Origin of the sequence: Gordonia sp. UCD-TK1 (assembly GCF_001691435.1) — a bacterium.
GTDB classification, from domain to species: Bacteria; Actinomycetota; Actinomycetes; order Mycobacteriales; family Mycobacteriaceae; genus Gordonia; species Gordonia hongkongensis.
The window spans coordinates 24,488-51,468 of record NZ_LZMP01000021.1 but is presented as its reverse complement, the minus strand read 5'-3'; the positions used below and the strand labels follow the sequence as shown (position 1 = coordinate 51,468).

Here is a 26,981-nt window from a genome sequence, read left to right as displayed (position 1 = left end):
TTACCGGGTTGATGCCGAACCACATGTCCGCGTCAGCGACCGTCGCAAGGCTGGCAGCGTCGGCCGACTCGGTCACCATGAAGCTGAACTTTCCACCGACGGGCTGATGACATACCGCGGTGAGATCGTCGTGGCCGAGCATGGTCAGTAGCTCAGCGAAGTCGACTGTGCCGGGTGCGGGGCGCAACCCCGGCCCCGTAGCCACGGAGGCCACGGGGTCGGGGTTGACAGGGGAACTGGTCACCGCAGAACCTCGGTGCGGATTCCATGCTGAGGCATCTCGCCGGTCCAGCCCGGAAGATCCTCGATCGGCACATACTCTGCACCGACAAGGAAACCGAGGACCGCCCGAGTCTTCCCGGTGTCGTTGCGCTGCAACAAGATCACCTCGGCGGACTGGTGACCGCCGTCCACCAGAGGGGCGTACGGCCCATAGCGATCGTCACGCCGCTTCACGTTGAAGATCTGCCAGCTCACACCGTCTCCTTTCGATCGAGGCGAGCCGCCAGCCGCGCCCAGCCACCACCGGCGGCCGTCATGCGCTGATAGGCGGTGTCGCCGAGGGTGGGCTTGTAGCCCCGGGATTCGTAGACCGCGATGAGGTAGCCGAGCCGATCCAGTGAGGCGACCTGGCCGTCGACGTGCGGTCGGCCGTCGATCCAGTCGCCGGCAGGCCGAGCGCGGGCGGCATAGATCGGGTGCATCTGGACGACGGTCACGACGCATCACCTCGCACGAGGGTCAGCACCGGAGCGGCGGATGTCGGCTGCGTGCCGATGCCCATCATCGTCTCGAGCGTGACGGTGATGGCTGCGATCTGCTCGGTGCTGAACGCGTCGTCCTCGAAGGCGTCCAGGGCGTTGCAAAGGCGATCGATCCATACGGTGCGGTTCATGCCACACGCTCACGATCTGGCTGCCAGCAACCGTGCCGACGTGCCCGTCGCTCGAGGCTCTTGAGGCGCACTCCAAGGCGTGTTGCGATGTCCCCGTTCGTGATTCCCTGATCGCGAAGGAACTCGTAGTCTTCCGCGAAGTCCCGCCAACTGCGGCAGCCGGGGTAGCTCACGCGGCGGGGGATGGTGCCGGCGTACTCGAGCTCGCGTCGGACGGCGCGCACCGTGGCGGGTGCGGAGTGCACCTTCTTCGCGATCGCAGTGGTCGGCCGGCACGGGTCGGCGACGAGCTCGCGTCTGATGGCGTCCTGGCGACGAGCCAGGGCCTCTGCGCGCGTCATCAGCGCACCTCGATCTTGGCCGAGCTGGCTGCGACATAGGCGTCGACGAACTTGGCCGCCGCCTCGGTGATCCTCGCGACGTCGCGCAGGATTGTGATTCGCCCTGCGTCATCGCTGCTGAACCCGACCTTGCCCTCGCCGATGGCGTCACGGTTCCCGTCGGGCAAGAAGATCGACACCTCCAACCCGGAGGGGTCGGCAGTACCGTCCGGGTTGGTGTAGTCGAAGCGCTCGACGTTGGCGTAGACGCGTCCGCTGGTCAGCGTGGCGATCAGCTCGATCCCGCCGTCGCTGTCTTCCGCCATCAGTGCGGCGTGCACCTGCTGGGCGCTGCGAACGTTCTCGGGGATCTCGACGTGGACGCCGAGGTCAGACGCCGCCCGGGCGAGTGCCTGATGCTCGGTGTCGGTGCGATGGGTTAGAGTGGTCGTCATCAGATTTCTTTCGTTTGGTGGCGGGTTTTCTGACTGGCCTGGTCTGGGTGTGGCGCCCTCGCCAGGCCGTTTTTCTGTCTTCGTCTGCTCGCTCCGCGGTCACGCGGTGAGCTGCCGGCCTGCTTCGTCCAATGGCGAAAGACCAAGGGCCTCCAGCAGGCTTGCGGTGGGGACTTTGTAGATCCATCCCACTCGGAGCACCCGGAAGGGAAGCTCGTGCGCACAATGCTTTGCCATCCGGTAACCCGTGGCTTCGCCGATCCCAGTGGCGGCCAGCGCAAACCGCAGGTCTACAACCGCCTGCTGAGAGCACACCTCCCGGATCTCTTGGGGTGTCATCCCCGTCTCCTCTCTTGGGGTCGAGGCCTCCTTCGACCCGTCCTGGATTGCCTGTGATTTCCGAAACGTAGTTGTCGAGAACCACGATTTAACAACTACCAATCGCTGGGAACCCTGTCAACCAGGCATTACCGGTGTGTCGTTGTCTGTGAACACTCCACGTGCAACAATCGACACATGTCGAAGGATGTAGAAGGCGCGGAATCGCCAGACGGGCCCGAACGTGACGATCGTCGGTTCGCTCAGAACATGGTCATCTTCAGGGAGGCGGCTGGTATGAGCCAAGCGGATCTCGTTCGGGCGCTGAAGGAGCGAGGCTGGTCGTCTGTGTACCAGAACACCGTCTCGCGAATAGAGAAGGGCGAGAGGCCTGTTCGCTACGGTGAAGCGCGGGTCATAGCGCGCGCCCTGGGAGTTAACATCGAGCTCTTCCTTCTGTCTGCGGCTGACTCTCAGACGGCAATCGCGCTGGCAGCAGCACGGGAGCGCCTCGGAGAAGCTCACCGAGACACCTACACATCTGCGAAACGATGGTTGGAGGTTCGAGATGAGCTCGAACGTCAGGTATCTGACGCTGTAGCGCGCGGCATAACTGCCACCGAGCTGCCCGAAAACGAGGACGAGACGCTCGTTGCTACGACCGTCGGGGACGAGCTCGCGTTAGCGATGGACGTCCTCGACAAGCAAACGATCGAGTCGAGCGTTTATGCTGCTCGTTACGTCCACAACCTCAAGGGTAAGGACGAATAGCCATGCGTGGCAGTGTGAAGAAGGGCAAGGCGAGCTGGCACTACAGCGTTGATCTCGGCAAGGACCCGGCGACCGGCAAGCGTCGGCAGGAGTTCAAGCGGGGATTTCGGACGAAACGCGAAGCGGTCGACGCACTCGACGAACGCCTCGCCGAGATCCGCACCGGCGTTGTCGCCATCGACCAGCGGCTCACGCTCGCGGCCTACCTGGACCAGTGGCTGGAAGCCAAGGAGCAGGCGGGAATCCGGCCGACGACGCTTCGCAGCTACCGCCAGCACGTCGACGCCTACATCGTCCCGCACATCGGCACCGTGCGACTGCGGGACCTGCGCGCCACTCACGTCGAACACATGCTGCGTCAGATCGCCAAGCCGCCGCAGAAGCCGGCTAAGGATGCGCAGATCGGAAAAGGTCAGCGGCGCAACCCGAAACCGCTTTCGGCTGCCACCCAGCGGCGAGTCCACGCCACACTGCGGAGTGCGCTCACGTCGGCGAAACGGAAGCACCTCGTCAGCTTCAATGCGGCGGCCGACATGGAGCTGCCGCGGGCATCGCGACCGAAGGTCAAGCCCTGGGAGGCCGCCGACCTCGGAACGTTCCTCGACCACGCACAGTCTGACCGGCTCGGGTCGCTCTTCGAGGCAATCGCGATGACCGGCCTACGTCGGGGCGAGGCTGTCGGGATGCGGTGGGACGATATCGACTTCGGTCGGTCCCGCCTGGTGGTCAATCAGCAAATCGTCGAGACCGACGGCACCGGGGTCCAGTGCCCCTTCTGCGGTGGCGAACATCGGCAGTACCGCTTCGGTCCGGTCAAAACCGCCAGCGGCGAGGCGCGTGTCGTCGACCTGGACTCGGGCACGCTCGGTGTCCTGATGGCGCAGCGGCTCACTCAGGAGCAGGAGCGCACCGAATGGGGGAGTGCCTACAACGACCATGGTCTCGTCTTCGCCCGCGAGGACGGCTCACCGATCCCGCCAGGTGATGTGACAGAACGCTTTCATCAGCTGTCCGACGAGGCCGGGCTGCGGCGCATCCGGCTCCACGACCTTAGGCACGGCCAGGCGTCGCTGATGCTCGCGGCCGGCGTCCCGATCGCCGTCGTATCGAAGCGCCTGGGCCACTCGTCGATCTCGATCACCTCGGACACCTACAGCCACCTGCTCGACGGCGTCGGCGCCCAGGCCGCCGAAGCGGCCGCGGCACTCGTCCCTCGAGCGGGTCGCGGTGAGCACGATTCGGCACCGCGTGAGCATTCCGTGAGCGTTGACGCCTCCGGGAATGACGAAAGCGACCCGCTCGAAAGCGAATCGCCTGGTCATGATGGTGCCCCCACCAGGGCTCGAACCTGGGACCTGCGGATTACAAGTCCGTCAGTCTGACCTCAAACGTCCGTCACATTCCGGGGCTCGCAGCGTGAGCGCGGCCGCAGTCGCGGCCCCGCCGGCGCCGCTCTGGACCGACGAGCTGACCGGCCTCTCAGTCTGGCTCAACGGGCCGTTCGGCGGCTGGTCGGGGCGGCTGACAGCTGGCCAGGCCGCGGCGCTCGTGTCAGCATGCGAGTGGGCTGAACGCTGGGACGTCGACATGCGCTCGTACCTGTAGCCGCGGCCGCAACCCTGACCCAGGTATTTCGCTCAGCGAAGAAAATCCCCAGCATCACACACAGTTCGTACGGTCGTACCAACTCTTTCGATTCCGGCAATACGCCCACCGCCATGCGGCGAGAGTGGAGTCTGCGCGCCGATCCGGGGGGATCTCGGACTGAAAGGATGTCACCAACAGTGAACGCGGAACACGCGCCCACCGTCACGCTCGGCCTCACAGAGTGGGAGCTGTGGCAGCACGCCCAGCGCCTCTCACGGCGCACCATCGACGAGCGCCTGCGGGTGCTGCGTCAGTTGCACCACGAGACCGGCGCCCAGCCCACGAGCATCGAGGCGATCGAGATCGTGCACTGGATCTCCGACCACGACGAGTGGTCAGACTCCACCGCGCTCACGTACTCGAGCTATCTCACGGCGTGGTTCAAATGGCTCCAGATCACCGATCGCCGACTCGACAACCCGATGCTGAAGGTCGGCACGCCGAAGTCCCCTGATCGAGAGCCACGGCCGATCGCCGACGCCGACGTGCCGAAGCTGCTCGGCGCTCGGATGTGGGGAACGACGCGAGTGATGATCCTGCTCGCGCTCTTGGCCGGCCTCCGCGTTCACGAGATCGCGCACATCCGCGGCGAAGACTTCGACCTACCCGCAAACCTGCTGTGGGTGCGAGGGAAGGGGCGCAAGGTGAAGTCGGTGCCGCTGCACCCGATGCTGCGCGAGGTCGCATCTGAGATGCCGGAGACGGGGTGGTGGTTCCCGATGCGCGGGTATCCCTCCGAGCATGTCCTGCCGAAGTCCGTCAGCGACATCGTCGGCCGCACGATGAAGCGGGCCGGGGTCCGCGGGACACCGCACGCGTTGCGGCACTGGTTCGCGTCGGCGCTACACGACGACGGCCACGACATCCGCGTAGTTCAGGAGTTGATGCGGCACAAGTCGATCGCGTCGACGCAGATCTACACGAAGGTGCCTGACCACCGCCGTCGCGCGGCGATCGCAGGCCTGGACCTCATGCGCGGCTACCGCGATCGCGAATCTGGCCACAGCCTCCTCACGCTCGACGACGCAGCATGACGGGTCCGCTGTAAAGGCGTCTTGACAGTCGGCGTCTGTAAAGGTATGTTTACAGTGTGGAGATCAGGAGCAGCGCCCGCAAGCACAACGTCAGTGACGCGGACATTCTCCACGCCTGGACCAACGCACTCCGACTGGTCGAGTACGACTACCGCGGCGAGGAGCGACTCCTCGTCATCGGCCCCAGCCGATCCGGTGCCCTGCTCGAACTCGTCGCCGTCCCGTTCGATGCGCCCACGCGCATCATCCACGCCGACAACCTTCGACCCAAGTTCTACGACTATCTCCGCTGAGGAGGGTGATTGACATGGCAACCAAGCACGACACCGACACCACCGGGCTCGACGACCTCGACCCGGCCGTCACCCCGGCCCGCGACGCCACCCACTTCCGCCGGATCGTCGCCGCTCGCACCGCCATCGCCGACGGCGAAGCCGAACTGCGCGAGGCGGTCGCGGCTGCGCGCGAGGCCGGCGACTCGTGGACCGTCATCGCCGCGGCGCTCGACACCACACGGCAGGCCGCATACCAGCGGTTCGGTCGCTAGCAGGCACAACGAATCGGCCCCCAACCCTCACACGGAGGCTGGGGGCCGATTTGTCGACTTCGCGAAGCAGGGGAGTCGCCCCTCGCTATGCTTCCGCGCATGACGCATAGACGCCGCGCGCTACTCGCGACAGTCCTGGCAACGGTTCTCGCCGTATCCGCGTGCGGAGACGACGCGAGCGACGGTGCATCGTCGTCGTCCGACGCGGCCGGTGCCTCGAACTCGCGCGCCGAGGAACCAACGAACGCGCGTGGAGCTCGCGAAGTGGACCTGGGCGCCCCGGTCACCGTCACGGACGCCACCGGCGCGAAGGTCCTCACCATCACCGGGACGCGCCTCGACACCGAGGGGTGCGATGCGGCGCTCAATCCTGACGTCGTGCAATCGAAGTTCGTCGCAACGATCGAGACCGGCGCGCTCGAGACTCCCGAGTGGCTGTGGGCGTCAGACTTCTACTACGTGAACGACCAGAACAAGGTTGCGCAGAACCTCGAGGTCTCACAGGCCGTCGGCCAGAACTCCCCGTGCACTGGGTCGGTGCAGTTCATCGACGTGCCGCCGAACGCGAGCAAAGACGGATCCCCGACAATCGTGGTCCCGGTCATGACGACCGCGATCGGCTACCACCTTGAGGTCGGCGACGTCGACCAGCGCATCGAGTGGAAACTGCCCGCGGACTGGCGGCAGAAGGTCGCCCCACCCTCGACGCCGGCACCGGCACCAGCCGCAACCGAAGCGCCGGCACCCGCTCCGGCCCCGGAGACCGGGACCGGCAGCGACCTTCCCCCCGGCTGGGACAAAGACGGCGACGGACTCATCGACACCGATGCCCCCGTCGGAGACGTACCCTGCGACACCGCCGAGTGCCTCATCGAGAAGAACCGCGAGGGTGCGGAAGAGGCCGAGCGAAGCGAAGGCCCGAGCCCCTGGGTGCGCGGACAGCTGTGCGACGCAGGACAAACCGAGTATTGCTGACCGTCGCCTGTTCAGTCAGGCAGCGACAAACGCCTCGACCACGGGTGAGTTGTCCTCGAGTGCTCGTGTCGAGCTGCTGTTCGTACGGCGTGCCTCAATGCTGAGCAGGTCTGACCCGGCGAAAGTGACGCCGGGCACCTCGATCCAGTAACCCGACTGGTCCCCGCCAGGGATGGTCAGCGTGCCGATCTCGACGCCGTTCATCATCAGAAACAGTTCGGCCGGTGATCCGCTGCTGTTGCCCACGACGTACGCGCGAGCGGTGCCCACACCGACGAGCGTGGTCGCCAACTGGTTGTTACTCACCGACCCGCCCGCATATTTCGCATCAGCAGTCCACCCGGTGACGATGCTGCGGCTGTTGCCGATCGTGAAAGCTGATGTGTTTTTGTACATGCGCTGCCGCGTCACGGATGTGTTGCCGGGGTCGACCCACAGCTCGGAACCGTCGTTGACGTAGCCGGTCACCGAAGTCGTGCGAATGCCGTCGAGCCTGATGTCATCGCCTGCCGCAACGGTGCCGACCCATTGCAGGTAACAAGGCCTGCCGCGCAGCGGGTCGGTGTGGCCGAACTGCGTCGATGAAGGCAGCACATCCACACTGTCTACCGTCACGCCGTTGATGACGAGCCGGACGGTCGGCGTTCCTGACGTGCTGTTCTTGCCGGCGCGGACGAACGCGTGCACGGTGGCGGAACCGCTACCCGCGACGTCGAGGGTGTGATCGCTGACGATCACCGCCGCGTTGGTCGGGTCCGACAACCACCCGGTCACGGGGATCGCTGCGCTGTTGGCGAATGAGAACCGCCCCGACTTGATCATCTTCTGCCGAGTGAGAGATACATACTTTCGCTGCGCGCGGAATCGCGCGTTGGGCAGCACCATCACATATCGCCCGACACGAGCCACAGGTTGGCCGCGCGCTTGCGCAGCAGCAGTGCCGAGTACTGGGCGCGCGTGGTCGGGGTGACCGGCGACTGCACCGTCACGCCCGAGGCGCCGACGATCGTCACCTTCCCGGCGCCCATTTGATCGACCTCAATGACGGTGCCGACCGGGAAGCCCACCGACGCGTCAGTAGGGATGGTCAAGTTCACCGCGCCCGCAGTAGTGACCTCGACGGCCTTGTTCGCGTCGGTGAGCACCAAGGTGTACGCGCCGGTCTGCGGATTCGCGATGACCCGCTGCGCCGCCAGCACCGACGTGTCGATCATGCCCTGGATTGTGGTCGCGACCTCGGCGGCGAGCTTCGCCAACCCCACCGATCCGTCCACGATCTTCGCAGGAGTCACCGAGCCATCCAGCGGTGTGCGCTGATCCGACAGACGAGCGTCGTTGCCCTGCGTCGCGGTGCCGGCGGTGTTGCCGTACAGCACCGACAGAGTGCGGTTCACGTCCAGCGTTCCGCCGCCGGACAGGCCGGTGCCCGCGGTGACGGTGCGTGAGTTCGGGACGGCATTGACGATGCGTGAGTCGTTGCCCGCGGCCACCTGCGTCGAGCCCGTGCCCACCGGGAGTCGGGCGGCGTCGAGGGTGCCCGTTGCGATCGCGGCCGCGTCGTGGGCGTGTCCGGTGTCCGATTTCCCGGCCAGCCCGTCGTCGAGCTGCTGTTTGGTCGTCGCGTGATTGGCGGCAGTGCCCGTGCCGACGGCCACGGTGCCGCCGGTGCCGCGTAGCGCGAGGGTGGTGGCGGTCGCTGCCGAGGTGACCGGCCACGTGCCCTGCACGCCACCCGTCTTGGTGCCGTAGGCGACGTTCGCGGTCGCGACTTCGTCGACCTTGCCGTCCAGCGCAGTCTGCGCAGCCGTGCTGATCGGCTTCTCGAGGTCGTTGGTGTTGTCGACCCGGTCCAGGCCGACGTCGCCCTTGCCGAGGATGACGATGCCGGTGTAGCCGTTGACGCTGGACACCGGCGAGTCCGGGACGACGAACATCGACCACGAGTCCGGGTCGGACGGGGAGCCGTCGCCGAGAATGTAAGTGCCGCGCCCCGGGTTGCCGGTCTGGATCGCGACGTCGCCCTCCTGGACGTCGGTCAGAGCCAGTCGCGCTGCGGTGCTGGCCACGACACGGCGTTCAACGAGCGCCTGCGCGGGGATCTGGGCCACCGGTACCTTGCCGCCGACGAGGTCCGCCTTGTTCGCGAGGCCCGGCACGGTCGGCGCATCCCACGTTCCGCCGAGATCTCCGGCGAGGACGACGCCGCCCTTGGTGGTGTCGGTGGCGTTCGGGACACCGGACGCGACGACGTCGGCGGCTTCCTCGGCAGAGGCCGCTGCCGCGGTGGCGGAGGCTTCGGCGTCGCCCGCTGCGGTCTGCGCGGTGGTGGCGAACCCGGACGCGGTGTCGCGTGCGGACTCCGCTCCGGTGCGAGCAGTCTGGGCTCCTGTGCGTGCGGTTTCGGCGTCGGTCGCGCGTGAGTTTGCCTGGGCGGCGGACGAGGCCGCAGCGGTCGCCGAGCCTGCTGCGTTCGTCTCGGCGGTCTCCGCGTTGGTTTCCGACGTCGCGGCCGCGTCGGCGCTGTTGTCGGCCGCTGTGGCTGCGGTGGTGGCGGCGTCTCGCGCGGCCTCGGCACCAGTGCGCGCGGTCTGCGCCGCTGTACGCTCACTCGTGGCCGTCGACGCGGCGGTCCCTGCGGTCGACGCTGCGGCCTCGGCGGCGAGCTTGGCGGTGTTCGCGGCCGTCGCCGACCCCGACGCTGCCGCAGTGGAATCGATGGCCTGCTGGATCGCCGGCACAGTGGCCTCGTCGATCGTGCTGTCCGACATCGCGAACCGCAGCTTGTTGCCCACCACGGAGATGCCGCCAGCGGTGATGCCGCGGCCAGGGTTGCCGGTCTCGCCGCGGAAGTCGGCGCCGTTTGCCTCGGACGGCCAGGCGTTGCCCGACCACACGTACAGTTTCCCGTTGGCCTGCACCAGGTACGCGGCGCCCGCGTCGTCGATCGTCAGGTCTGTGGGAAGCTGCGCATAAGTGCCTACCGCGCCGCGCAGGTTGACGCCTGTGCCGTCGCGGCCCTGAATGACGAACACCTCGACGTCGTCGAGGGCGGGGACGTCGATCACCTGCGTCCCGCCGGTGTCGACGTCGACGATCACATCGCCGTCAATCCAGTCGCTCACAGCTGCACCCCGTGAGGATCGCGACGCGATACAGTCCCGGTCGAGATGACAGTCGGATTGCCGTTCGGGGTGTCGGGCGTCTTGATGTATAGCCAGAACTCGTCACCGTCACCGATGGTGGCGGCCACGGTGGTCTCGATATGGGTCGAGAACTTGTGCTCATCCAGTGACACAGGGATTTTCGTGTCTGGACTGGCGTCCTTGTGGTAGGCGACGAAGTACATTTCGGTGCCCTCCGGCGGTACCCACGGCTCGCGCTGGGGGCGGCCGGAGGAGTCGCGGACAATCGCACCATTGGTGTCGCGGACCACCCGGCTCAGCTGGCCAGAGATCTTGATGTCCTCACCCTTGTAGATGGTGATGTCTCGAGTCGGCGCGTCGCCGCGCCACGTTGGATAACCCATCACGGCTCCTCTTCTGGGGTGACGTCGCGGGCGACGAAGTTGTCCAGCTCGCCCGACGGGAAGAACGCGGCTCCGTTGACGACCAGTGCGACTCGGCGGCGGCCGATCCCGGCAGCGACGATGCCGGTGGTGTCTGCCCAGTCGTCAATGGGCTCGGTGGTGTTTGGGTCGCCATAGAACACGTCGTAGATGTAGTGGGTGTTGTCCGCAGACCGCCGGGGCCGCAGCGTGTATCGGCCCGACCCTGGTGCGGGCACCGTCGAGCGGGTGGTGCGCGAGTTGTAGGCGCCGGACTGGATGTAGACGCCGTTCTCGTTGGCGGTCAGCCACACGCCGGCGTTGAGGTTGGACGTGCAGCGCCCACCAACGCCCGCGATCTGGAACTCGTTGATGTCGCCGTCCAGCCACAGGTCGAACCCGATCTCGAAGAGGTCAGAGTTGAGGGACTCGACCCGCATCGCGGCGCCATCGTTGGTCGACAGGCCCGACGCGGTGTGCTTGACCCGGCCGCCCTCGATCCTGATGTTGCCGAACGTCTTGTACTCAGGTCCGAACCCTCCGGTGCGGTTGAAGTCGTCGACGATGACCACCGGAATGCTGGCCTGTCCGACGTCGACACCGAGCCCAACGAACGGAACGGGGCCGACGTACATCGCGTCCCGCTCGGCCGTCGAGAGGCTCGCCGGCACCGGTGTAGCCGACGGGTTGCGGCCGGACCCGCACGAGTACGGGCGCATCCCGGTGATCGGTGTGACGTAGGGGAAGTTGGGGCCCGCAATGTGCACGGTCCCAGTGCCGGTCATGCGGAACTGGATATCGACGACGTCGTCGATGTCGGCGATCACCGACGCCCCGTCCATGAGGTGCTGCATCCACGTGAGCGACGTCAGCAGCTCGCCCGCGAGGTTCGGGGACGAGTAGATGACCGGGCCGACCGATCCGTCCGGCTCCTGCCGGAACACGTCGAGGTAGAAGCCGGTGACGGTGCCCGATTTGTATGCCGCCCAGCCCAACACCTTCCGCTCAGCCGCGGCGTCGATGATGATCGACGCCCACGGCGCGTAGCCCGCAGTGGCATTGACAGTCGGCGTGTTCATCGACGTCGTGTGCGGATGGTTCGGCGCGGAACCGTCCAGCGATGTGCCGCTGTGTCGGTGAGTGTCGCCAGCGGCGGCAGTGTTCCCGGTGAAGCCCGAGATGGCCACTGCGTGGGCGCCGCCGCCGATCGAGATGCTCGCCGCGCTCAGGTTGAGCGTCGAGAACGGGACCGACACGCACGCCGTGCGGTCCGGGCCCGTCTCGTGAAGCGGTCGCCCGCTCCGGACGGAGATGACCTGCCGAACGTAAGTGACTTGAGTGCCCACCGACACAACGGTTTCCGCTGCGTCGACCGCTGTTTCGTTCGTCGTTCTCAGGTATTTCGCGAACGCCGCCTCAACGCCGTCACCGATGACGGGTATACCGCCGATGAGTTGCACGACCACGCGAAGCGGCAACCGGATGAGCGCGGGGATGATGTTCGCGGCGAGTTCCTCGAACGTGTCCCAGTCCTCGGGCTCGTCGCCGAGGATCATCGCCAGCAGATACGACAGCGGCGTCATGATGACCTTTTCGCCGATGCCGACGAGGTTGACGATGGGATTCCATGAGCCGATGGGCTTCTCGAATGCCGCGTCGTAATCGGACTGAGGCCGATTGTCGGGTGAGGTCACCGGCTGAGTTCCTCCACCGCGCGCCGCACCAGATCGAGATAGGTTGCCCCGCCGACACGCTCGACGCCGTAGGCGGTGTGGCGACCGTCGGCGAGGTATTTCCACAACCACTGCATCGTGTACCCGGCGTTCCACCACTGGCCCGGGTCCTGCGGCAGGCCCGTCACGCGCGAGGCGATCTGGCGCATCCCGTTGTTCCCCGGGCACGCCGAGATCGGATCGTCCGGGATGGTGAACGTGAAGTAGGGGACGCGGTCGATGAACCGCTCACCGGCCACACCCCAGTTCCCGCCGTGCACACCAGGGTTAGAGCACTGCTTGCGGTGGCGTTTCGGATCCGACAGCAGCACGACGCCGCGGCAGTTCCGCGGGCGGTCGTGCTGCACGAAGTCGCCAGCAGCTGCGGCGCCGAGACTGTATCCGGTCAGCACGTACTCCTCGCCCGCGGCGTCGAGTTCGCGCAGACGGCGCCGGGCATCCGCCACCGACTCGGCGTACGTGCGCTGACCGATCGGCCGGATCTCGGCGACATACCGGAAGTCCTCACCCGGCACCGGGGACAGCATGTTGCGCCCCGGGACGGATTCGCCGGTTCCGTTGAGCTTGAACACCTTCACGTCAGCACCTCGGATCCGGATAAGGGTTGGCGCGCCGCTGCGCGGTCAGCCGGTCGAAGTCACGCACGTACCGCTCACGTGCCGCGACGATCTGAGATTGCTTGTCGAAAGTGATGGCCGGTCCGATCGCGGCCAGCTCGCGCTCCAACCGCGACCACAGCTCCGACTGCTCGAGCGACGCGTCGGACCGCTCCTGGATCACCCGACGGAACTCGGCGTTGCAGTTGCTCTGGCGGGCAGTGAACACAGCGCTCTGGGTCATGCTCAGCACCGCCACGATCACCAGCAGTGCACCGATAATGCGCTTCCACACCGGCTTGTCCGGGCGGGCGGTCGGCACCCGCACCTCGACGCCGTGCACGGTGGCACGGCGCCAGGTGAAGGCCAGGCCGATCACGACGCCGATCGTCCCGTAGCCGACCGCTCGCACCAGCTCGAGAAAGAGTTCTGTTGGAGTCATTGGCTATTCCCCCCGGTGAATCGGTCTTTGAGGTTGCCTGCGAAGAGGAAGCCCGCGACCATCAGCATCAGAGCGTCCACGACGGGCGGAAGGGTCCGCGTGGGGTCGATGATGCGGATGACCAGGCTCGCGATCCACGCGACGAGGATGACCACCGCGACGGTGTTGACGAGCCAAGACGGTGGAAGCCCGCGCGACGGCGGATCGGGTTGAGGGTCTGTCACGGGCGCACCTTTCTACCCCGCCCATCGATGGGCGGATGACAGATGAGCGGGGCATCGGGACCTACGTGGCCGGTCCGCCGGCGGGCGTGGTGCCGAACTCGGCGGGGACCGGGGTCTTGGCCGCGGCCAGGCCGACACCGAGGATCGCCGACAGCAGCACCAGACCGGACGCCCACTGCTCAGACGTCCCGATAGCGAACGCGACCCCGATGGGCTGCAACGCGATTACCACCCCGTACAGCAGCGTGCGCCACTTCGCCGACGAATGGAGCAGCGCCAGCCCGAGGTCGAATACCGCGACCGCTGCGGCGGCGATCAGGACCCCGAGGGCGGGATCGGCCCCCGTGGAGACGGTGATGACGCCGAACACGGCGAGCACGACGGTGTGGACGTAGGCGCGGCGGTTCGGGGTATCGAACCACACTCGGATTGCGGTCATGTCAGTTCTCCTTGCTGTCGGTGGGGTTCTTCACGACGCCGAGTGGGTCGTGAAAGCCGGGGATGCCGAGCGCGGTGCCGATCGCGGCGAGAGCGTCGACGACGGTGCGGTTCCCAAGCTGCGGCCAGCCGGGGAACGACTTCTCGATGTCGACGACCTTCTTGCCGTCGACGGTCTTGTAGACGAGGTCGCGGGCACCGACGAGCTGCTCGCGAACGTCCTTCGCGTCCGAGCCGATCGCCGCGTTGAACGCCCGGGTGAACTCGTTGATCTTGTCGACGTCTGTGGCCATGGTGGTGCCTCCAATTCCGAAGAGAGTCTTGAGTTGTGGGATGGACAGGTCGGTGTAGTTGGCGTCGCACGGCCCGAACGGAGCGCACGGCACGCGGTCGGAGTACTGGTGCGCGAACCGATTCGGGTAGGCGTAGGACTCGCCCGGGCGGATGCCGTAGTGCGGCACGACCAGCGGCACGTTCCCGCGCGAGCGCCACAGCGCCGGATCGGCTTTCGGGTTGTAGTAGCCGATCACCCGAGATCCGCCCAACCAGCCACGAACGCGGGCGATCTCGTCGTTGATCTCTGCCGAGTGATCCCGGTTGGGGATCGATCCCTGCGATGAGCCGTTGCCGGATTCCACGTCGACCATGCACACAATGCGCGGATCGATCTGGCCGCCGCGCGTGACGATCTTGCGCCACAGGTCGCAGTTCGCGGCGCCCGGGCGAAAGAAGTAGTACGGGATGACGATGTCGAGGTCGCCGCGCTCGAGCGCATTCAGTGCCCAGGACAAGTTGTCCGCGGCGCGGGTGTCGGCCTGGTCGCCGCTGTTGGTGCGGAACGAGAACACCCGGTGCGGGTACTCGTCGGTGACCGGCCGCTGGAACTGGGAGACGTCGGCCCAGAAGGTGCCCATCAGCGCGTCACCTGCTCGAGGACTGCGGCGAGGCCGTCGGTGAACGTGTCCAGGCCGAGCTGTGGCCAGCCGTCGAACTCGCCGCGGTCCCGGGAGCCGGAGCCGCACAGCTGCTCGCGCGAGTCCTTGATGTCGGAGCCGATCGGCCCCATGAATCCCTGGGTGAACGCGTTGACGCGTCCGACGTCCAGAGCGGCGGTGCCGACCGAGTCGGCGATCCGGCCGTCCTTGATCCGGCGCTGCACGAAGTCGATGAGCTTGCCGGATGCGCCGTCACCGGAGGCGGTACCGGCGCCAAGCTGGTAGTGCATCTCGTCGGCCCGTGACCAGTCGGCGCCCCAGAAGATGGTGCCCTCGAACAGTGCGAGGCCGCGGCGCACCTTCGCGATGCGGTCGGCCGGCATCACGCGCCGGCCCCACGGGTACTGGGTGGCGTTGAGGTCGACGGCAGTGCCCGACAGGTGATTCGACGTCGCGACGTCGTTGGTGTTCGACCACCCCCAGTCGTCGAGCGGCTTGTACAGGTCGATGCGCTCGACGTGCTCGTGGTACCAGCGAACCCACGCGCCGAGCACCTCGGCGGCGTAGCCGGAGCGGACGTGCAGGCCCATCCCGGCGACGGTGACCGTGACGCACTCGTCGCGGTTGCACATTCGCCAACCGTTCTCCGAGTACTTGTAGCCGTAGGCCGTACGAAAACTCATCGGGTGCCTCCTGGCATGGTGAGATCCCCGCACCTGTGAGCTCGAGTGCAGGGTTGGGACTTTGATGGGACTTTGGGGAGAGTGACAGCGCCTACGGGGTGAGGTCGTTCTGCAGGCGCGCGATCAGATCGGCGCGTTCGGCTGGCGTGAGCGCGGCGTTGGCGACGGTGTGGACCTTGTCGACCGGGTCGACGTCGGGGACCGGGACCGTGATGTCCTGCCAGCGGTAGGCGCCTCGCGGCAGATCGACGCGCCGGATCTTCGCTGCCGACATATCCGGGTCATCGAACCCGCACAGCTCGACGTGTTCGGCGATCCGGGCGGCGGTGTGCGGCAACAGCAACGGTCCGGCCGCGGCGGCGTACAGTCCGTCGAGGCCGCGTTCCATCTTCATCGGGATGTCCATGAACAGGTCTTCCCACCGGTGGCGTTTCCGGTCTTCGGGCACGTACGGCACCGTGTAGGTGGGGACGTCGTCGCCGACGCGCTGGATGTGCTCCATCAGATCGTTCCTCCCTCACCCAGCACGCCCTGCTGCTGGATGACCGCCATGATTCGTTCCTTGTAGCGCTGCATCTTCGCGGCCGGCGCTTCCTCGGCGCGCCCGTCGCCGATGGTGAGCCGGTATTTGACGGGGTCGGTGGCGCTCCACGAGATTCCCCACTTGGTGACGTGGTCGATGTAGAGCTGACCGGCGATCTCGAACGCGATCCGGTCCATCAGGTCGAAGTGCTTGCCGAGAATCCACGGCAACGCCGCCGGATCGACCTCGGCCTCATACGAGGTGTAGTAGCGGGTGTCCCAGAACCCGACTCGCACCGCCTGCAGCGTCGACAGAGTCGCGCCGACGCCCGGGCCCTGCACCCACTGCTCCCAGTTGGCGTCCGGACCCATCAGCGAGGCCCGCACCGGGTTGGGGATCCGGTGGAACGCGAGGATTGTGTCCTCGAGGAGGAAGTCGAAGATGCCCAACGCCAGGCCGGGGTTGCCGATCGCCGCGCCGAGGTACCCCAGGGCGGCGTTCGCGGCCAGTTTCGCCAGCGAGTTCACCCACTGGGGACTCTTTCCGCCGGTCACCATGGCGTAGGCGAGGGCCTTGTGCAGCGTCATCGTCGACGACGTCAGCGGCGTCAGATGCCCCTCGGGGATCGTGATGAACGGCGCCGCTTTGTGCGTGCCGAAGATGGCCGGCAGTTTGTAGTCCTCGGGAACCGTCCGAGAGAGCTCGTGGCGGATCTCGTTGATGAAGTCCTCGGCGATCACACCGATGGTGTTGAGGATGCCGTCGACGAATGTGCCTGTGAATCCGCGGTATCCGGACTTGTCTAGTGTCTTGAACACCCGCACCGAGTGATCGCCCGACAGATTGAGTCCCGGGATGGGCGGGTCGCCGGGCATCCACCGTTGCACCGACAGATGCAGCCCGCCGTCCTGCAGGGTGGGCAGCACGTGGTCGTGCATCATCGGGAACCGGGCGGTCATCGCCGTCCACCGCGACCCGTCGGTCAGCGGATTGTTCGGAACCATGGTGGTCCACCAGTTTTCGGGCAGATAGTTCGACCAGTTGCCCGGGTTGAGGATGTCTCCGGGCAGCATGTTCAACGGCGACTGGTTGCGCCACATGTTCGTCAGGCCGTAGGTGTTGACACCGGTCACCGACGGGCCGACCCACGGCATCGCCTTCAACGGCTGAAACTCGGCCGGGCTCGCCGGGACGGCGAACAGAACCGTGTGTTTCGTGCGGTCGTAGTCGTGGAGGAAGTGCAGCCGGACCGCCACCATCTGCCCAGACGCGACGATCCGCTTGATGTCGTCGCACTTGCCGGCCCACCGTTTGTACGGGGTCTCGATGATGATGTGGACGTCTTCGGGCCACCGCTGCTTGGTGAGCAGCCACGGCACCAGACGATGGATGGCGGGCAGGGTGATCTCAGCCTCACCGGAGTCGTTGGCGATCTCCTCCGCGTCACCATCCAGTTCGCCCTGGATGTAGGCGATCTTCTGCCACTCCTTGTCGCAGATGATCACCTCGGGCCGCTTCGCCAACGCGGCGCGCTGCCGCGACTGACGATCCAGCACGGTCGCCCGGGTGTCGTCGAGGGAGATGACCGCCGGTGTGGTCACCAGGGCCGCTTCCACATCGGCGTGATGTAGGCCTTCGCCACACCCGCACCGCCGGTCACCGAGATCGGCACCGTGACGGGCTTCCTCGTGTTCGCCGGGATCGGGAACCGGAACCGCATGCCCAGCAGAGACGCCGCGATCTGTGACTCCACGTGTGACTCGAGCTGCAACGCGAACGGGTCGGTGTTGATGAACAGATTCCCGACACCGGCCGAGAACTGCTCCAACGCCACCGTCGCCCCACCGATACCGTCAGGCACCGTCCATTTCTGGGTGCCAGTGTTCGTCAGGGACACCTGCACCCAGACGTCGAGGTCGCCAGGATTGACGAACTTCAACGTCCCCGACCCGGTGGCGGGCACACCGTTGGCCGGCCACTGCGAGGTGATCGTCGGCCCGCGCCACCCCGGCCGGTAGGCGATCAGCGGGATCGCCCACGGCCAGTCCTCCTCCGGCTCGGAGTCCATGTCGTCCTCGGGCCACGTCTGCACCCGGTACGGGCACTCCCGATAGGCCGTCGCCGCACGGTTGTACACGCGCAGAGTGAAGTCCTCCTCATCCGACAGCGCCCGCCACCACGCGTTCTCCACGCGCTCCCACTCGATCCCGGTCGGGGCCGAGCTGAACACCTTCAGATCGGTGACCTGTGGGTCGGTCTTCGGGATGCCGGGCACCGCGCCGGCCATGAACGCCGGACGGAGGTCCCGCTGCACGCGGATTGGGTGGTAGAGGCCCTTCACCCCGGACATGACGACGCCCTCACGGCCCATGCCGCGGCCGTGGAGGTGCCACACCGACTTGTCGACGCCGTACAGCTCCACCTTGCGGGGGTAATCCACTTAGCGCTCTCTCGATCCGTAGCCGCCGGAACCGCGCCACTCCTTGCGGCCGATCTCGTTGGCGATGTCGCCGGCGGTGTTGCCGAAGACGGTGATGTTCGTCGTGCGCGACCCGCTGCCCGCGGCGGCCAGCTGCCGTGGCGCCCGGTCGGCGACCGAACCCCACTGCTCGTAGCCGCCGATCAGGGCCGACTCGACGTCGGCGCCGGACTGGATCAGCTCGAGCAGATGGATGTTCTTGCGTGTGGGGCCAGCGCTGGTGACGAACTCCTGGCCGTGGACAAACCCGGCGAGCTGGTTGACGCCGAGGTTGCCGGTGTATCCGCCGAACTTGTAGCCGCCCTTGCCCTTACCCCACCGCGCCGTCAGGTCCTTGCCGTACTTCGGCACGTAGTAGCGCAGCGCCGCAACGAGGTTCGCGCCCGGATGGAACTTGTCGTTGGGTAGCTTCGGATCCCGGTTCGCTTGGAAGGTGGGTTCGATGACCTGCAGCAGACCACCCGACGGGACACCGTTCTGGGCGTTGATGTCGTAGTTGTTCTGCGCCTTCGGGTTACCGCCTGACTCGTCACCGATCTGCTCGACCATCGCCTGCAGCTGGGCGGGACCCTTCATCGACTGATTGACGTAGTCGATGGCCCACTGCGCCAGCGGCCGCCACTGCTCGGCGCCGCCGGACGGGTTGTAGGAGATGCTGGGCATCCCCTCCACGCTGCCGAGGTCGGGCATCTTCGACAGCGGCGCCTGACCCGGCGTGACGGTCGACCCATCGCCATAGGTCGGGTCGCTGTAGCTGCCCCCGGAGTTGCCGGTGATCGCCGAGTTCCCCGCGGCCGCCCCCGAATCGGTGACCCGGACATTCGACCCGTCGTCGCCCTGCAGCGCCGACGCCGGATCGGTCAACCACGTCGGCAAGCCGAGCGTCTCGGCGATACCGCCGGCGATGATTCCGCCCGCGTCGCGGCCGAGCTCGACGAACGACTTCATCCGCCCGGGCTTCTGCTCCTCGCCCGACGCTGAGGGATCGCCAGAGCCAGCGGTGCCGGCCTTCTGCTTCTCCTGCTCCTTGAGTCCGGCCTCGCGGGTTTCGTAGTCCTGCTTGCGCTTCAGCCGGTCATCTTCATACGCACGCTCCAGAGCCCGCTTCTTGTTCTCGTAGTCGTCCTTGGCCCCGGGCGCCTTCTTGTTGCGCTCGTACTCGTCGCGGAGCTTGTCGAGGGCATCCTTGTGCTTGCGCTGGATGTCGAGTTCGCTACGCTCGCGTTCCTGCTTGCGGCTCAACGCGTCGCCGCCCCCGGCGGCGTTGGTATCGAGCGCCTTCTGCGCCGCATCGGGGCTCACCCCGACCTCGGTGGCGGCCTGGGCCAGCGAGACGCCGTTGGCCATCAGTTCCTTGATGCGCGCGAGCTGCTGCCAGTTCAGCACGGCCTCGGGCTTGCCGGTCTCGTTGGTGACCACCGACTTGCCGGTGGGCAGGAACCCGCCCTGGTCGCGGAACAGGCCACCGACCCAGCGCCCCGGCGCGGTCACCGCGTTGGTGATGGTGGAGGTGACCTTCTTGGCCGCGTCATAGGCGCCCTGCAGCTTCTCGCCGAGCTTGCCGGCCAGATCGAACGCTGTCTCGATCGCCTTCGTCTTGGTGATGTCGAGGGCCTTGGGCGGGATCCCCAGCCACTCCGGCGGCGGCGAGCCGATCACCGCGGCGATGCCATCCTTGATCGGCTGCAACGCCTTATCGATGATCTCGGTGATCTTCCGCTTGATGATGTTCATCATGTCGGCCTCAGACGGCCCGCCGAACCCGGACGTCACCAGGCCCTCGGGCACGACGTTGGGGTCAACGTTCTGCGGCTGCCACCACAGGTGCGGGTGGTCCATGTGGTTCTGAGTGGGGCTGCCCCGATCCTCCATGGGCTCACGGCGCATGTTCGGCGGGTACCACATCGACTGCTGCCAGATGGAGTGCGTCAGTGGGAACTTGGGATTGTTCGCGTGCGCGAACGCATTCACCTGGTCGCCGGTCTTCTTGTCGGAGCCGACCATCACGTCCAGCGCTCGGCCCGACGGATGCTCAGGGTAGGCGTCCTGCCGGTAGCCGCCGATGTCCTTGATCTTCGGCCACATCTTGAAGATCAGGCGGCGCATCAGCACGGCGATCGACTGCAGACCGCCCTCACCGGCGACCGGTGCGAGCTTCTGCCCAGCCTCCACAGCGCCGCCCTCAGCGAACCGCGCCAACGGGCCACCCTCAGACGGTGCGGCCAGGCCGTTAGGTGTCCACGTGAACGGCTGGCCGCGACTGATCATGTCGCGCATGCGGTACTGGGCGCCCTGCCCGCCCGACTTCGCCACGTCCCGGACGTCCCACACGTGCTCCTCGGGCATGAGGAGCGCGCTGACCGAGTCCTTACCGCGGCGCGCGCCGCGCGTCATCGGCACCGACCCGCCCTCGGCGAACGCGACCGGCGACAGCGGGCTCATCTGCTTGAGCCCGGGCAGGAACCCCGCGATCGTGTTCCACGCCTTGAGCAGGCCGTTGTTCCAGACCGTGTTGATCACGAAGTTGATTGGCGTGGCGACGAAACCCTTCAGCTTGTCCCACGCGGTCTTGATGCCGTCGACGACGGTGCCGAAGAAATCGCCCACCGCGCGCAGCGCCGTTTTGATGCCCTCGAACGCCGGCTTGATGATCGTGTCGACGACCGTCCGGATGCCGGTCGCGAGCAGATTCCACCCGGATTTGATCCAGTCGAAGATCTGCTTGATGCCACCCCACATGAAGTCCGCGGCAGTCTTCACCGCATTCCACGCCGGTTTGATCACCGTGTCGACGACGGCGCCCACGATCTGCCCGACGGCGCCGATCCCAGCCTTGAACCAGCCGAAGATGACCGAGATACCCGTCCACATGAACTGGGCGGCAGCCTTGATGCCGTTGAACGCCGGGACGATCGCGTTGTTCCACAACCAGGCGACCACCGACCCGATGAGGCGCATCGTCGCCATGAAGGCGTCGAAGTAGAACTTGATACCGCCCCACACGAAGCCGATGACGGCCTTTATGCCGTTGAACGCGGGCATGATTGCGTTGTTCCACAACCACATTGCGGCGGTGCCGATCGCCGACAGTGCTGCCTTGAAGAACGGGAACACTGTGGTGGACAGCCAGTTCCACACTGCGCCGACGGCCGTCTTGATGCCGTTCCATGCGGCCTGCACGATGTTGCGGAACGTCTCAGAGTTCCTGTAGGCGAGAATGATTCCGGCGACGAGCGCCGCGATGACGGCGATGACGATGCCGATCGGGTTCGCCGTGAGCGCGGCGTTGAGAACCCACTGAGCCGCGGCCCACACGCGAGTGCCAATCGCGATCGCCTTCTGCGCGATGCTGTACGCGGTCATACCGACCGCCATCACGCCCATCGTCGCGGCGTTGGCGGCCATCGTCACGCCCATCGTGATCAGTGCCGGAAGGAACAGCGCCGCAATCACACCCGCGACCGCGGCGAACACCTCCCGGTTGCGCACCACGAAGCCGATCATGTTGCCGATCGCGCCCGACACGGTGCCGGCGACCGTGACCACCTTCGTGAGCGCGGTGAGGAGCACCGGCAGCACGACGGCTCCGACGTCGCGAATGACCCCACCGGCCGTCTTCAGCGCGGGGACCACGTAGGTGGTGAAGATGTCGAAGGAGTTCCGGGCGTGGACGCCGAGTCCCTCGAGGAACCCGGCGAGCCCGGACGAGGTGACGTCGTCACCGCCGTCGCGGAACGCGGCGACGAACGCGCGGAACCCGCCGCTGATCTCGTTGAACACCGGGACGATAGGGGCGAAGAACCCCTTGACGCGCTGCAGGATGGTAGGCCAGTTGGTGGCCAGACCGTTGAGCGCGTTCGCAGCCACGGTGGCGAACCGGCCGATGATCGGCAGCACCGACTGGGTGATGGTCTCACCGAACGTTCCGATCGCGTGCTTGGCGAGCTCCACACGGCCCTGCGTGGTCTGCGCGAAGTTCTCGGCCGACCCACCAAACTGCGAATTCAGTTCCCGCAGAATGATCTTCTGGGCGCCCATCGTGTCGCCCGCGGCGACCATGCCCTTGATCATGTCCTGCTGGGACTTGTCGAACGTGATGCCGACCCGCGACAGCGCTGAGAGGCCCTTCACCGGGTCGTTGAGCGCTTTGCCGAGCTGCAACGACGCCGAACGCATGTCCGTGCCGGTCGCGCGCGACAGATCGACCATCGCCTTGGTGGTCTGGTCGAAGATGTCGTTGCCGCGGCCGGCCTCGTTGCGGATGTTCTTGAACGTGAGGAGGAAGTTGGCGCCCTCCTGCACAGTCTCGGCCTCGGTGGCGGTCAAATTCTCCATCGCGCCAGCGAGATCGATCACGTGCTGCGCCGACACCCGCGCAGCGCCGCCGGTGGACTGCACCACGGTCGCGGTCTGCTGGTTGATGCGCTCGATGCGCTGCAGCGATGTCACCGATTCCTTGACGAACCCCGCGATCTGCGCGACACCGAACCCGGCGGCCATCAGACCCGCCAGACCGGCGACATGGCCCCGCGCCGAGCGCGCCGCCGACCCCATGCGGCCCATCGACCGCCCTGCCTCGTCCGCCGACGACGCACCGCGCCGCTGCGCCTCGGCGGCGCGACGGTTCGACTCGGTCAGATTGTTGGTGGCGCGCTGGGTTTCCCGGGTCGACGCCTCTGACCGTCGACGGGCAGAGCTCACCCGCTCCTCGGCCGCGGCGAGACGTCCAGCGTCGGTGACACCCCGTTCCCGCAACGACTGGAGCTGAGCCTCAGCCACCCGCAGCTTGCCGGCAGCGTCGGCCTCCTTGTTGCGGGCCGCGGTCACCTGCTGCGCGGCCTTCTGCACCGCCGCGCGCGCGTCCGACACCCCGGAAGCGATGGCCTGACCCATCTGCCGACCCGCCGCACGGCCCGCCTGCGCCATCGGCCCAGACAACTCGCGGCCCATCCGCGCAGACGTGCCCTGCATGGAGGGAATGAGCTGCAGCGTTGCGTATCCCACGTTCGGCAAGATCGGCACCTCCTCGACAGATCAGATGAGTGAAGGGGTGCCGAACGCGCGTGCGGCGATCAGCTCTGGTGGCGGTAGTGCTGCTGGTACTTGCGCCGGTGCCGCCGCATCGCCTGATCGTGGCGGCGTTGCTGCTCGGGGGTCCTGGCCTTCGCCTTCTGCGCGGGCCGGGCCGGATGCCGTTTCGGCCTCGCGCCGCGCTTGATCCCGCGATTGGCCTGCAGCTCCCACAGATCCGCGAGCAGATACTCGGAGACCGTCCACGGTCGCTTGCCGCCGTTGGCGTTGATCGCCAGCGCCGAGGTCGCCGGTAGGGCCTTCACCCGGACGTACACCATCCGGTATGTCAGTCGGGGGCGTCCCTGCTCGTCACGCCGCCACAGGTCCCGAAGATCGAGCTGGTGAAAGCGCGACATGTCCGCTTCCACCAGACCCGACTTCGGGCCCCGGACGAGATTGAGCAGGCCCCTCAGTTTCCCGCCGAGTCGAACCCGCCCGCCGTGGCAATCAACTCGAACAGTTCGTTGATCTGCTTCATCCGGTAGTTCTTCGACATCAGCAGCTCGTAGCCGGGCTTGCCTGGCTTGTACCCACGCTCACCCGGGACGCCTGTGGGCTCACCCGGCTCGAGGATGTACTGGAGCGCGGTGATCGCCTTGCCGTCCTCGAACGCTCGGGTGGCTCGCGCGTCCCACTCGGCGGGATCGGTCGGCACCCAGTAGATCTCGCCGTCGTACGGCACAGCCACGACGGTGATGCCGTTCGCCTCGCGCTCGATCGGGAAGTCGTCCGACGGTTCGTGCTCGCGGGCCGCGGCACGGCGCTGCGCTCTGTTCCCTGCACGCTGCGTGCCGCTGCGCTTCGGCCCGGGATCGGGCAGTTCGATCGCCGGCTCGTCGTAACCACCGGAGTTGATCGGCTCGAGGTCGGCGGGCGCGTCCTGGTTGCGGCGATGATCGGCCCGGCGCGGGTCGTACTCCTGCGGCCCGTCGTCGTAGTCGCCGGCGTCGTAGTCGTCGATGCTGATCTCGTCAGCGTTTCGTGTCATGTGCGGTTTTCTCCTTCAGCTCCCGCCAGAGCGGCGCCGCGACAGCGCCGAGGACCCGGGCGGACGATTCACCAATGACGCCCTCCTCGTGGAGGGCATCTTGTAGTTGGCGCACGCGCGCAGCGAACTTCTTGGCGTTCGTCGCCGCCACCTGCTCGAGGCGGGTCTCGTTGCCCGCCATCTGGATTGCCTTCGCGACCTGCGCGCGTTTGTCATGCCGAACTTGGCCGTTGGCGTCGAACAGGTCGGGCACGCCCTGGCGCGTCAGACGATCAGCCGCGGAGTGGATCTCGGTGTCACTGGGGAGGCGCATCAGCGGCCGCCCGCGGTGTCGTCGTTGAGTTCTCTGTTGACCGCAGCCGCGAACTCCTCGAGGTCTACGCCCGGGGCCGTCACCGACTGCACGCCGAGGTTGATTTCCAGCGCCGGGGCGTGGTCCGGCAGCACGACGCGGCGCATGAGCGTGATCTGCATGGGGTTGATGTAGATTCGCGTGCCGCTCGGATCGTTGATACCGATGAGCTTCATTCGGAGGCCTCGCGGCGGGCTGCGGGCTGGCCTTCCTGGACGGGGATGACTCGGACGTCGGAGGCGATGACCGGTATCAGCACGATCGGGAAGCTGTTGGCGTCAGCGATGTTTTCGACCTCGGGCCCGCGTTCGTCGATCAGGTAGGGGAACTCGACGCCGTCGAGGTAGAGCTTCTGGTCGCGGCGGTCGATGACGACGTGCGGTGCGTCGAGGTCGGTCTTGGTCTGTTCGGGCATGCGAAGGTCACTCCTTGTGCGGCTTGTGCGGTGAGTTGTGCGGGTGGGGGAGCCGCCGCGGCCGGGCACCGCACAAGAACCCGGCCGCGGCGACGATCGATGCTCAGTCGCCGTCGCTGGCGCTGGCAGTTTGTGGCGCATCGGCGCCGGTGGGGGTGTGTTCGACCTCGACCCCCAGGGCCCGGGCCGGTTCCGGCCGCGCGGCCACGGTGTCGTCGACGTACTCGGCGACACCGGCCTCGACCAGGTGGGCGGCCGACGCGTCGTCGTAACGCACGACGTCGCCCTCCCGTCGAGGCTCGTGATCGGAGGTGAACCGGACCGCGATCACGCCGCCGACTCCTGGATGAAGAACAGCTCCTTGTCGGAGTTCGGGAAGATCTTCGACGTGAACTCGATCTCCGGCAGGTCCGACTCGTTCTCGGTCCGGCCCCCGTAGACCACCGACGCCGGCATCTTCGAGATCAGGCGGTGGAGCTTGCCGTCGCCGTCACGCTTCTCGAACGCCAGGTAGACATCGGCGGGCTTGGACACCTTGACCGCAGTGGCGGTGTCGTTCTTCGATCGCAGGTACCGCACCGTCGGGTTCTCCTCGAGCGTGGTGAACGTGCGGGTCATCTTGAAGTCCTTGTAGCCGACCTTGATGACGCCGTAGCCCCACGCCGGGTGCTCGGTCTCGTCCCACTCGGCGGACTCCTCGAAACCGGCGTCGCCGTTGAGGAGCCCGGCGGGCTTCCACAGCGCGTCGAACGCGGCGTCGGCGGTCGCCGGCACCATGTCTTCGATCGTCTCGCCGGTCGCGATGTCGGAGGGCTTGAGGACCAGCACGTCGGCCTCGGCCCAGATATGGACGTTGTTCGGATCACCAGCCATGGCGATAAACCCCTCTCGGGTTGTGGGTTGGACAGTTCTGTGCGGCTCCACCCACAGGGAGAGGGGTGGTGGACTAGAGCCCTGCTACAGGGCGGTGGTGCGTACGCGGGTGCGCACGGTGAACGTCGCCAGTTCGGCGAGCGTCTTGGAATCCCGGGCGTCCATGATGCTCATGCCCGGAAGGACTTGGGCGACACCGGGGATTGGCTTGCATAGCAGCAATCCGACCGCGCGCTTGGCGATCGTGCGGGACAGGTCGCGGCCGGTGGACCACACCGTTACACGCACTGTTACGCGCGAGGTGATCGGCCACTCGAGTGGGCCGCCGTCGTCGTAGAGCACCAGCTGTGGGCCGTCGGTGGCGCCGGGCTCCCAGTCGTCTTCGTTCAGTGCCACGCGCACCGTGTCGAACGGGGCGCCGGCCGCGGCGAACTCGGCGATCAGGAAGGCCTTCACCGGCTTGAGCGCATCGCTGGGCTCGTACACCTGCGGGGAAGTCACCGCGAGGTGACCTCGAGGCCCACAGCCGCGGCCGCGCGGGTGAGTGCGCCGTTGGTGGCCTGGTACTCCATGCCGCGGGGATCGGCGATCGTGACGGCGGCGGCGGTGCGGTCGGTCTGGTAGGCCTCCACGAGCACTTCCACGTCGTCGTCGACGAGGCCGCGGACGTTGTTCGCGATCTGCTCGGCGACTTCGTTTACCACTTCGGCAGTCTCGGCGC

The 26,981-nt window shown here is 66.8% G+C and carries 35 protein-coding genes; 6 read left to right on the top strand and 29 right to left on the bottom strand.

The annotated features are described in order from the left end of the window. Positions 1-240: 240 nt before the first annotated feature. The 6 genes from A9310_RS13155 to A9310_RS13130 all read right to left on the bottom strand — a co-directional run bounded on the left by A9310_RS13155 (position 241) and on the right by A9310_RS13130 (position 2,009). On the bottom strand, positions 241-477 hold the full coding sequence (locus A9310_RS13155) for a hypothetical protein (protein WP_065631005.1): 237 nt from the start codon (positions 475-477) through the stop codon (positions 241-243). Then, complete coding sequence (locus tag A9310_RS13150) at positions 474-719, bottom strand: hypothetical protein (RefSeq protein ID WP_065631004.1); 246 nt, start codon at positions 717-719, stop codon at positions 474-476. Before A9310_RS13150 ends, A9310_RS13155 begins: the two co-directional genes overlap by 4 nt. Continuing rightward, positions 716-895: a hypothetical protein gene (locus A9310_RS13145; protein ID WP_065631003.1), complete on the bottom strand. Its 180-nt coding sequence runs from the start codon at positions 893-895 to the stop codon at positions 716-718. Before A9310_RS13145 ends, A9310_RS13150 begins: the two co-directional genes overlap by 4 nt. Then, entirely contained in the window at positions 892-1,236 is a 345-nt protein-coding gene (locus tag A9310_RS13140) for a hypothetical protein (protein ID WP_065631002.1), read from the bottom strand. The genes A9310_RS13145 and A9310_RS13140 overlap by 4 nt, the downstream gene beginning before the upstream one ends. Beyond that, positions 1,236-1,670 (bottom strand): hypothetical protein, encoded by a 435-nt coding sequence (locus tag A9310_RS13135; protein WP_065631001.1) that lies wholly within the window; start codon positions 1,668-1,670, stop codon positions 1,236-1,238. The genes A9310_RS13140 and A9310_RS13135 overlap by 1 nt, the downstream gene beginning before the upstream one ends. Before the next feature lie 99 nt (positions 1,671-1,769). Then, a complete protein-coding gene (locus A9310_RS13130; RefSeq protein WP_065631000.1) occupies positions 1,770-2,009 on the bottom strand; it encodes a hypothetical protein in 240 nt (79 codons plus the stop codon). A gap of 177 nt (positions 2,010-2,186) precedes the next feature. Between A9310_RS13130 and A9310_RS13125 the strand changes: the two genes are divergently transcribed. The 6 genes from A9310_RS13125 to A9310_RS13090 all read left to right on the top strand — a co-directional run bounded on the left by A9310_RS13125 (position 2,187) and on the right by A9310_RS13090 (position 6,962). Further along, positions 2,187-2,759 carry a helix-turn-helix domain-containing protein gene (locus tag A9310_RS13125; protein ID WP_065630999.1) on the top strand — a complete coding sequence of 191 codons (573 nt, stop codon included), beginning with the start codon at positions 2,187-2,189 and terminating at the stop codon, positions 2,757-2,759. A gap of 2 nt (positions 2,760-2,761) precedes the next feature. Further along, the gene (locus A9310_RS25215; RefSeq protein ID WP_175401134.1) at positions 2,762-4,141 is read left to right on the top strand and encodes a site-specific integrase; all 1,380 of its coding nucleotides are present in this window, start codon (positions 2,762-2,764) and stop codon (positions 4,139-4,141) included. 402 nt (positions 4,142-4,543) lie between these two features. Beyond that, positions 4,544-5,440, top strand: coding sequence for a tyrosine-type recombinase/integrase (locus A9310_RS13105; protein ID WP_254661253.1), 897 nt, complete (start codon positions 4,544-4,546; stop codon positions 5,438-5,440). 56 nt (positions 5,441-5,496) lie between these two features. Beyond that, positions 5,497-5,733 (top strand): hypothetical protein, encoded by a 237-nt coding sequence (locus A9310_RS13100; protein WP_065630995.1) that lies wholly within the window; start codon positions 5,497-5,499, stop codon positions 5,731-5,733. 14 nt (positions 5,734-5,747) lie between these two features. Continuing rightward, a complete protein-coding gene (locus tag A9310_RS13095) occupies positions 5,748-5,987 on the top strand; it encodes a hypothetical protein (protein WP_065631028.1) in 240 nt (79 codons plus the stop codon). A 99-nt stretch (positions 5,988-6,086) separates the two neighbouring features. Continuing rightward, entirely contained in the window at positions 6,087-6,962 is an 876-nt protein-coding gene (locus A9310_RS13090; RefSeq protein WP_139104620.1) for a hypothetical protein, read from the top strand. Positions 6,963-6,977: 15 nt separating this feature from the next. On the opposite strand, the gene A9310_RS13085 is transcribed toward A9310_RS13090, so the two are convergent. The 23 genes from A9310_RS13085 to A9310_RS12975 form a co-directional block, all read right to left on the bottom strand. Then, entirely contained in the window at positions 6,978-7,847 is an 870-nt protein-coding gene (locus A9310_RS13085) for a hypothetical protein (protein WP_065630993.1), read from the bottom strand. Continuing rightward, positions 7,847-10,084 carry a hypothetical protein gene (locus tag A9310_RS13080; RefSeq protein WP_065630992.1) on the bottom strand — a complete coding sequence of 746 codons (2,238 nt, stop codon included), beginning with the start codon at positions 10,082-10,084 and terminating at the stop codon, positions 7,847-7,849. The genes A9310_RS13085 and A9310_RS13080 overlap by 1 nt, the downstream gene beginning before the upstream one ends. Then, complete coding sequence (locus A9310_RS13075; protein ID WP_065630991.1) at positions 10,081-10,488, bottom strand: hypothetical protein; 408 nt, start codon at positions 10,486-10,488, stop codon at positions 10,081-10,083. The genes A9310_RS13080 and A9310_RS13075 overlap by 4 nt, the downstream gene beginning before the upstream one ends. Further along, complete coding sequence (locus tag A9310_RS13070) at positions 10,488-12,200, bottom strand: hypothetical protein (protein WP_065630990.1); 1,713 nt, start codon at positions 12,198-12,200, stop codon at positions 10,488-10,490. The genes A9310_RS13075 and A9310_RS13070 overlap by 1 nt, the downstream gene beginning before the upstream one ends. Beyond that, positions 12,197-12,817 (bottom strand): hypothetical protein, encoded by a 621-nt coding sequence (locus tag A9310_RS13065; protein ID WP_065630989.1) that lies wholly within the window; start codon positions 12,815-12,817, stop codon positions 12,197-12,199. The genes A9310_RS13070 and A9310_RS13065 overlap by 4 nt, the downstream gene beginning before the upstream one ends. 1 nt (position 12,818) lies before the next feature. Then, positions 12,819-13,277 (bottom strand): hypothetical protein, encoded by a 459-nt coding sequence (locus A9310_RS13060; RefSeq protein ID WP_065630988.1) that lies wholly within the window; start codon positions 13,275-13,277, stop codon positions 12,819-12,821. Next, positions 13,274-13,501 carry a hypothetical protein gene (locus tag A9310_RS13055; protein WP_065630987.1) on the bottom strand — a complete coding sequence of 76 codons (228 nt, stop codon included), beginning with the start codon at positions 13,499-13,501 and terminating at the stop codon, positions 13,274-13,276. The genes A9310_RS13060 and A9310_RS13055 overlap by 4 nt, the downstream gene beginning before the upstream one ends. Positions 13,502-13,562: 61 nt before the next feature. Further along, positions 13,563-13,940: a hypothetical protein gene (locus A9310_RS13050; RefSeq protein ID WP_065630986.1), complete on the bottom strand. Its 378-nt coding sequence runs from the start codon at positions 13,938-13,940 to the stop codon at positions 13,563-13,565. A 1-nt stretch (position 13,941) separates the two neighbouring features. Then, a complete protein-coding gene (locus A9310_RS13045) occupies positions 13,942-14,853 on the bottom strand; it encodes a hypothetical protein (RefSeq protein WP_065630985.1) in 912 nt (303 codons plus the stop codon). Continuing rightward, on the bottom strand, positions 14,853-15,557 hold the full coding sequence (locus A9310_RS13040) for a M15 family metallopeptidase (RefSeq protein ID WP_065630984.1): 705 nt from the start codon (positions 15,555-15,557) through the stop codon (positions 14,853-14,855). The genes A9310_RS13045 and A9310_RS13040 overlap by 1 nt, the downstream gene beginning before the upstream one ends. A gap of 91 nt (positions 15,558-15,648) precedes the next feature. After that, on the bottom strand, positions 15,649-16,059 hold the full coding sequence (locus A9310_RS13035) for a hypothetical protein (protein ID WP_065630983.1): 411 nt from the start codon (positions 16,057-16,059) through the stop codon (positions 15,649-15,651). Next, positions 16,059-17,681 carry a hypothetical protein gene (locus tag A9310_RS13030; protein WP_139104619.1) on the bottom strand — a complete coding sequence of 541 codons (1,623 nt, stop codon included), beginning with the start codon at positions 17,679-17,681 and terminating at the stop codon, positions 16,059-16,061. The genes A9310_RS13035 and A9310_RS13030 overlap by 1 nt, the downstream gene beginning before the upstream one ends. After that, positions 17,678-18,520: a hypothetical protein gene (locus A9310_RS13025; protein WP_065630981.1), complete on the bottom strand. Its 843-nt coding sequence runs from the start codon at positions 18,518-18,520 to the stop codon at positions 17,678-17,680. Before A9310_RS13025 ends, A9310_RS13030 begins: the two co-directional genes overlap by 4 nt. Then, the gene (locus A9310_RS13020; protein ID WP_139104618.1) at positions 18,521-23,563 is read right to left on the bottom strand and encodes a hypothetical protein; all 5,043 of its coding nucleotides are present in this window, start codon (positions 23,561-23,563) and stop codon (positions 18,521-18,523) included. Positions 23,564-23,631: 68 nt separating this feature from the next. Beyond that, positions 23,632-23,988, bottom strand: a complete 357-nt coding sequence (locus tag A9310_RS13015; protein WP_139104617.1) for a hypothetical protein — start codon at positions 23,986-23,988, stop codon at positions 23,632-23,634. Positions 23,989-24,041: 53 nt separating this feature from the next. Continuing rightward, complete coding sequence (locus A9310_RS13010) at positions 24,042-24,620, bottom strand: hypothetical protein (RefSeq protein WP_065630978.1); 579 nt, start codon at positions 24,618-24,620, stop codon at positions 24,042-24,044. Continuing rightward, complete coding sequence (locus A9310_RS13005; RefSeq protein ID WP_065630977.1) at positions 24,604-24,933, bottom strand: hypothetical protein; 330 nt, start codon at positions 24,931-24,933, stop codon at positions 24,604-24,606. Before A9310_RS13005 ends, A9310_RS13010 begins: the two co-directional genes overlap by 17 nt. Further along, the gene (locus A9310_RS13000; RefSeq protein ID WP_065630976.1) at positions 24,933-25,148 is read right to left on the bottom strand and encodes a hypothetical protein; all 216 of its coding nucleotides are present in this window, start codon (positions 25,146-25,148) and stop codon (positions 24,933-24,935) included. Before A9310_RS13000 ends, A9310_RS13005 begins: the two co-directional genes overlap by 1 nt. Continuing rightward, entirely contained in the window at positions 25,145-25,387 is a 243-nt protein-coding gene (locus A9310_RS12995) for a hypothetical protein (protein WP_065630975.1), read from the bottom strand. The genes A9310_RS13000 and A9310_RS12995 overlap by 4 nt, the downstream gene beginning before the upstream one ends. A gap of 103 nt (positions 25,388-25,490) precedes the next feature. Further along, a complete protein-coding gene (locus A9310_RS12990) occupies positions 25,491-25,718 on the bottom strand; it encodes a hypothetical protein (RefSeq protein WP_065630974.1) in 228 nt (75 codons plus the stop codon). Continuing rightward, complete coding sequence (locus tag A9310_RS12985; RefSeq protein ID WP_065630973.1) at positions 25,715-26,260, bottom strand: hypothetical protein; 546 nt, start codon at positions 26,258-26,260, stop codon at positions 25,715-25,717. Before A9310_RS12985 ends, A9310_RS12990 begins: the two co-directional genes overlap by 4 nt. An 84-nt stretch (positions 26,261-26,344) precedes the next feature. Then, positions 26,345-26,761, bottom strand: coding sequence for a hypothetical protein (locus A9310_RS12980; protein ID WP_065630972.1), 417 nt, complete (start codon positions 26,759-26,761; stop codon positions 26,345-26,347). Further along, positions 26,758-26,964: a hypothetical protein gene (locus A9310_RS12975; RefSeq protein WP_254661252.1), complete on the bottom strand. Its 207-nt coding sequence runs from the start codon at positions 26,962-26,964 to the stop codon at positions 26,758-26,760. The genes A9310_RS12980 and A9310_RS12975 overlap by 4 nt, the downstream gene beginning before the upstream one ends. Between the last annotated feature and the right edge of the window lie 17 nt (positions 26,965-26,981).

Coding starts and splice junctions, on each gene's coding strand:
- A9310_RS12995 (WP_065630975.1), bottom strand. CDS start 25,387: ATGCCCGAACAGACCAAGACCGACCTCGACGCACCGCACGTCGTCATC.
- A9310_RS13130 (WP_065631000.1), bottom strand. CDS start 2,009: ATGACACCCCAAGAGATCCGGGAGGTGTGCTCTCAGCAGGCGGTTGTA.
- A9310_RS13035 (WP_065630983.1), bottom strand. CDS start 16,059: ATGGAGCACATCCAGCGCGTCGGCGACGACGTCCCCACCTACACGGTG.
- A9310_RS13145 (WP_065631003.1), bottom strand. CDS start 895: ATGAACCGCACCGTATGGATCGATCGCCTTTGCAACGCCCTGGACGCC.
- A9310_RS13135 (WP_065631001.1), bottom strand. CDS start 1,670: ATGACGACCACTCTAACCCATCGCACCGACACCGAGCATCAGGCACTC.
- A9310_RS13140 (WP_065631002.1), bottom strand. CDS start 1,236: ATGACGCGCGCAGAGGCCCTGGCTCGTCGCCAGGACGCCATCAGACGC.
- A9310_RS25215 (WP_175401134.1), top strand. CDS start 2,762: ATGCGTGGCAGTGTGAAGAAGGGCAAGGCGAGCTGGCACTACAGCGTT.
- A9310_RS13010 (WP_065630978.1), bottom strand. CDS start 24,620: ATGACACGAAACGCTGACGAGATCAGCATCGACGACTACGACGCCGGC.
- A9310_RS13050 (WP_065630986.1), bottom strand. CDS start 13,940: ATGACCGCAATCCGAGTGTGGTTCGATACCCCGAACCGCCGCGCCTAC.
- A9310_RS13125 (WP_065630999.1), top strand. CDS start 2,187: ATGTCGAAGGATGTAGAAGGCGCGGAATCGCCAGACGGGCCCGAACGT.
- A9310_RS13060 (WP_065630988.1), bottom strand. CDS start 13,277: ATGACTCCAACAGAACTCTTTCTCGAGCTGGTGCGAGCGGTCGGCTAC.
- A9310_RS12985 (WP_065630973.1), bottom strand. CDS start 26,260: ATGGCTGGTGATCCGAACAACGTCCATATCTGGGCCGAGGCCGACGTG.
- A9310_RS13040 (WP_065630984.1), bottom strand. CDS start 15,557: ATGAGTTTTCGTACGGCCTACGGCTACAAGTACTCGGAGAACGGTTGG.
- A9310_RS13090 (WP_139104620.1), top strand. CDS start 6,087: ATGACGCATAGACGCCGCGCGCTACTCGCGACAGTCCTGGCAACGGTT.
- A9310_RS13075 (WP_065630991.1), bottom strand. CDS start 10,488: ATGGGTTATCCAACGTGGCGCGGCGACGCGCCGACTCGAGACATCACC.
- A9310_RS13000 (WP_065630976.1), bottom strand. CDS start 25,148: ATGAAGCTCATCGGTATCAACGATCCGAGCGGCACGCGAATCTACATC.
- A9310_RS13015 (WP_139104617.1), bottom strand. CDS start 23,988: ATGTCGCGCTTTCACCAGCTCGATCTTCGGGACCTGTGGCGGCGTGAC.
- A9310_RS13005 (WP_065630977.1), bottom strand. CDS start 24,933: ATGCGCCTCCCCAGTGACACCGAGATCCACTCCGCGGCTGATCGTCTG.
- A9310_RS13095 (WP_065631028.1), top strand. CDS start 5,748: ATGGCAACCAAGCACGACACCGACACCACCGGGCTCGACGACCTCGAC.
- A9310_RS13045 (WP_065630985.1), bottom strand. CDS start 14,853: ATGGGCACCTTCTGGGCCGACGTCTCCCAGTTCCAGCGGCCGGTCACC.
- A9310_RS13085 (WP_065630993.1), bottom strand. CDS start 7,847: ATGGTGCTGCCCAACGCGCGATTCCGCGCGCAGCGAAAGTATGTATCT.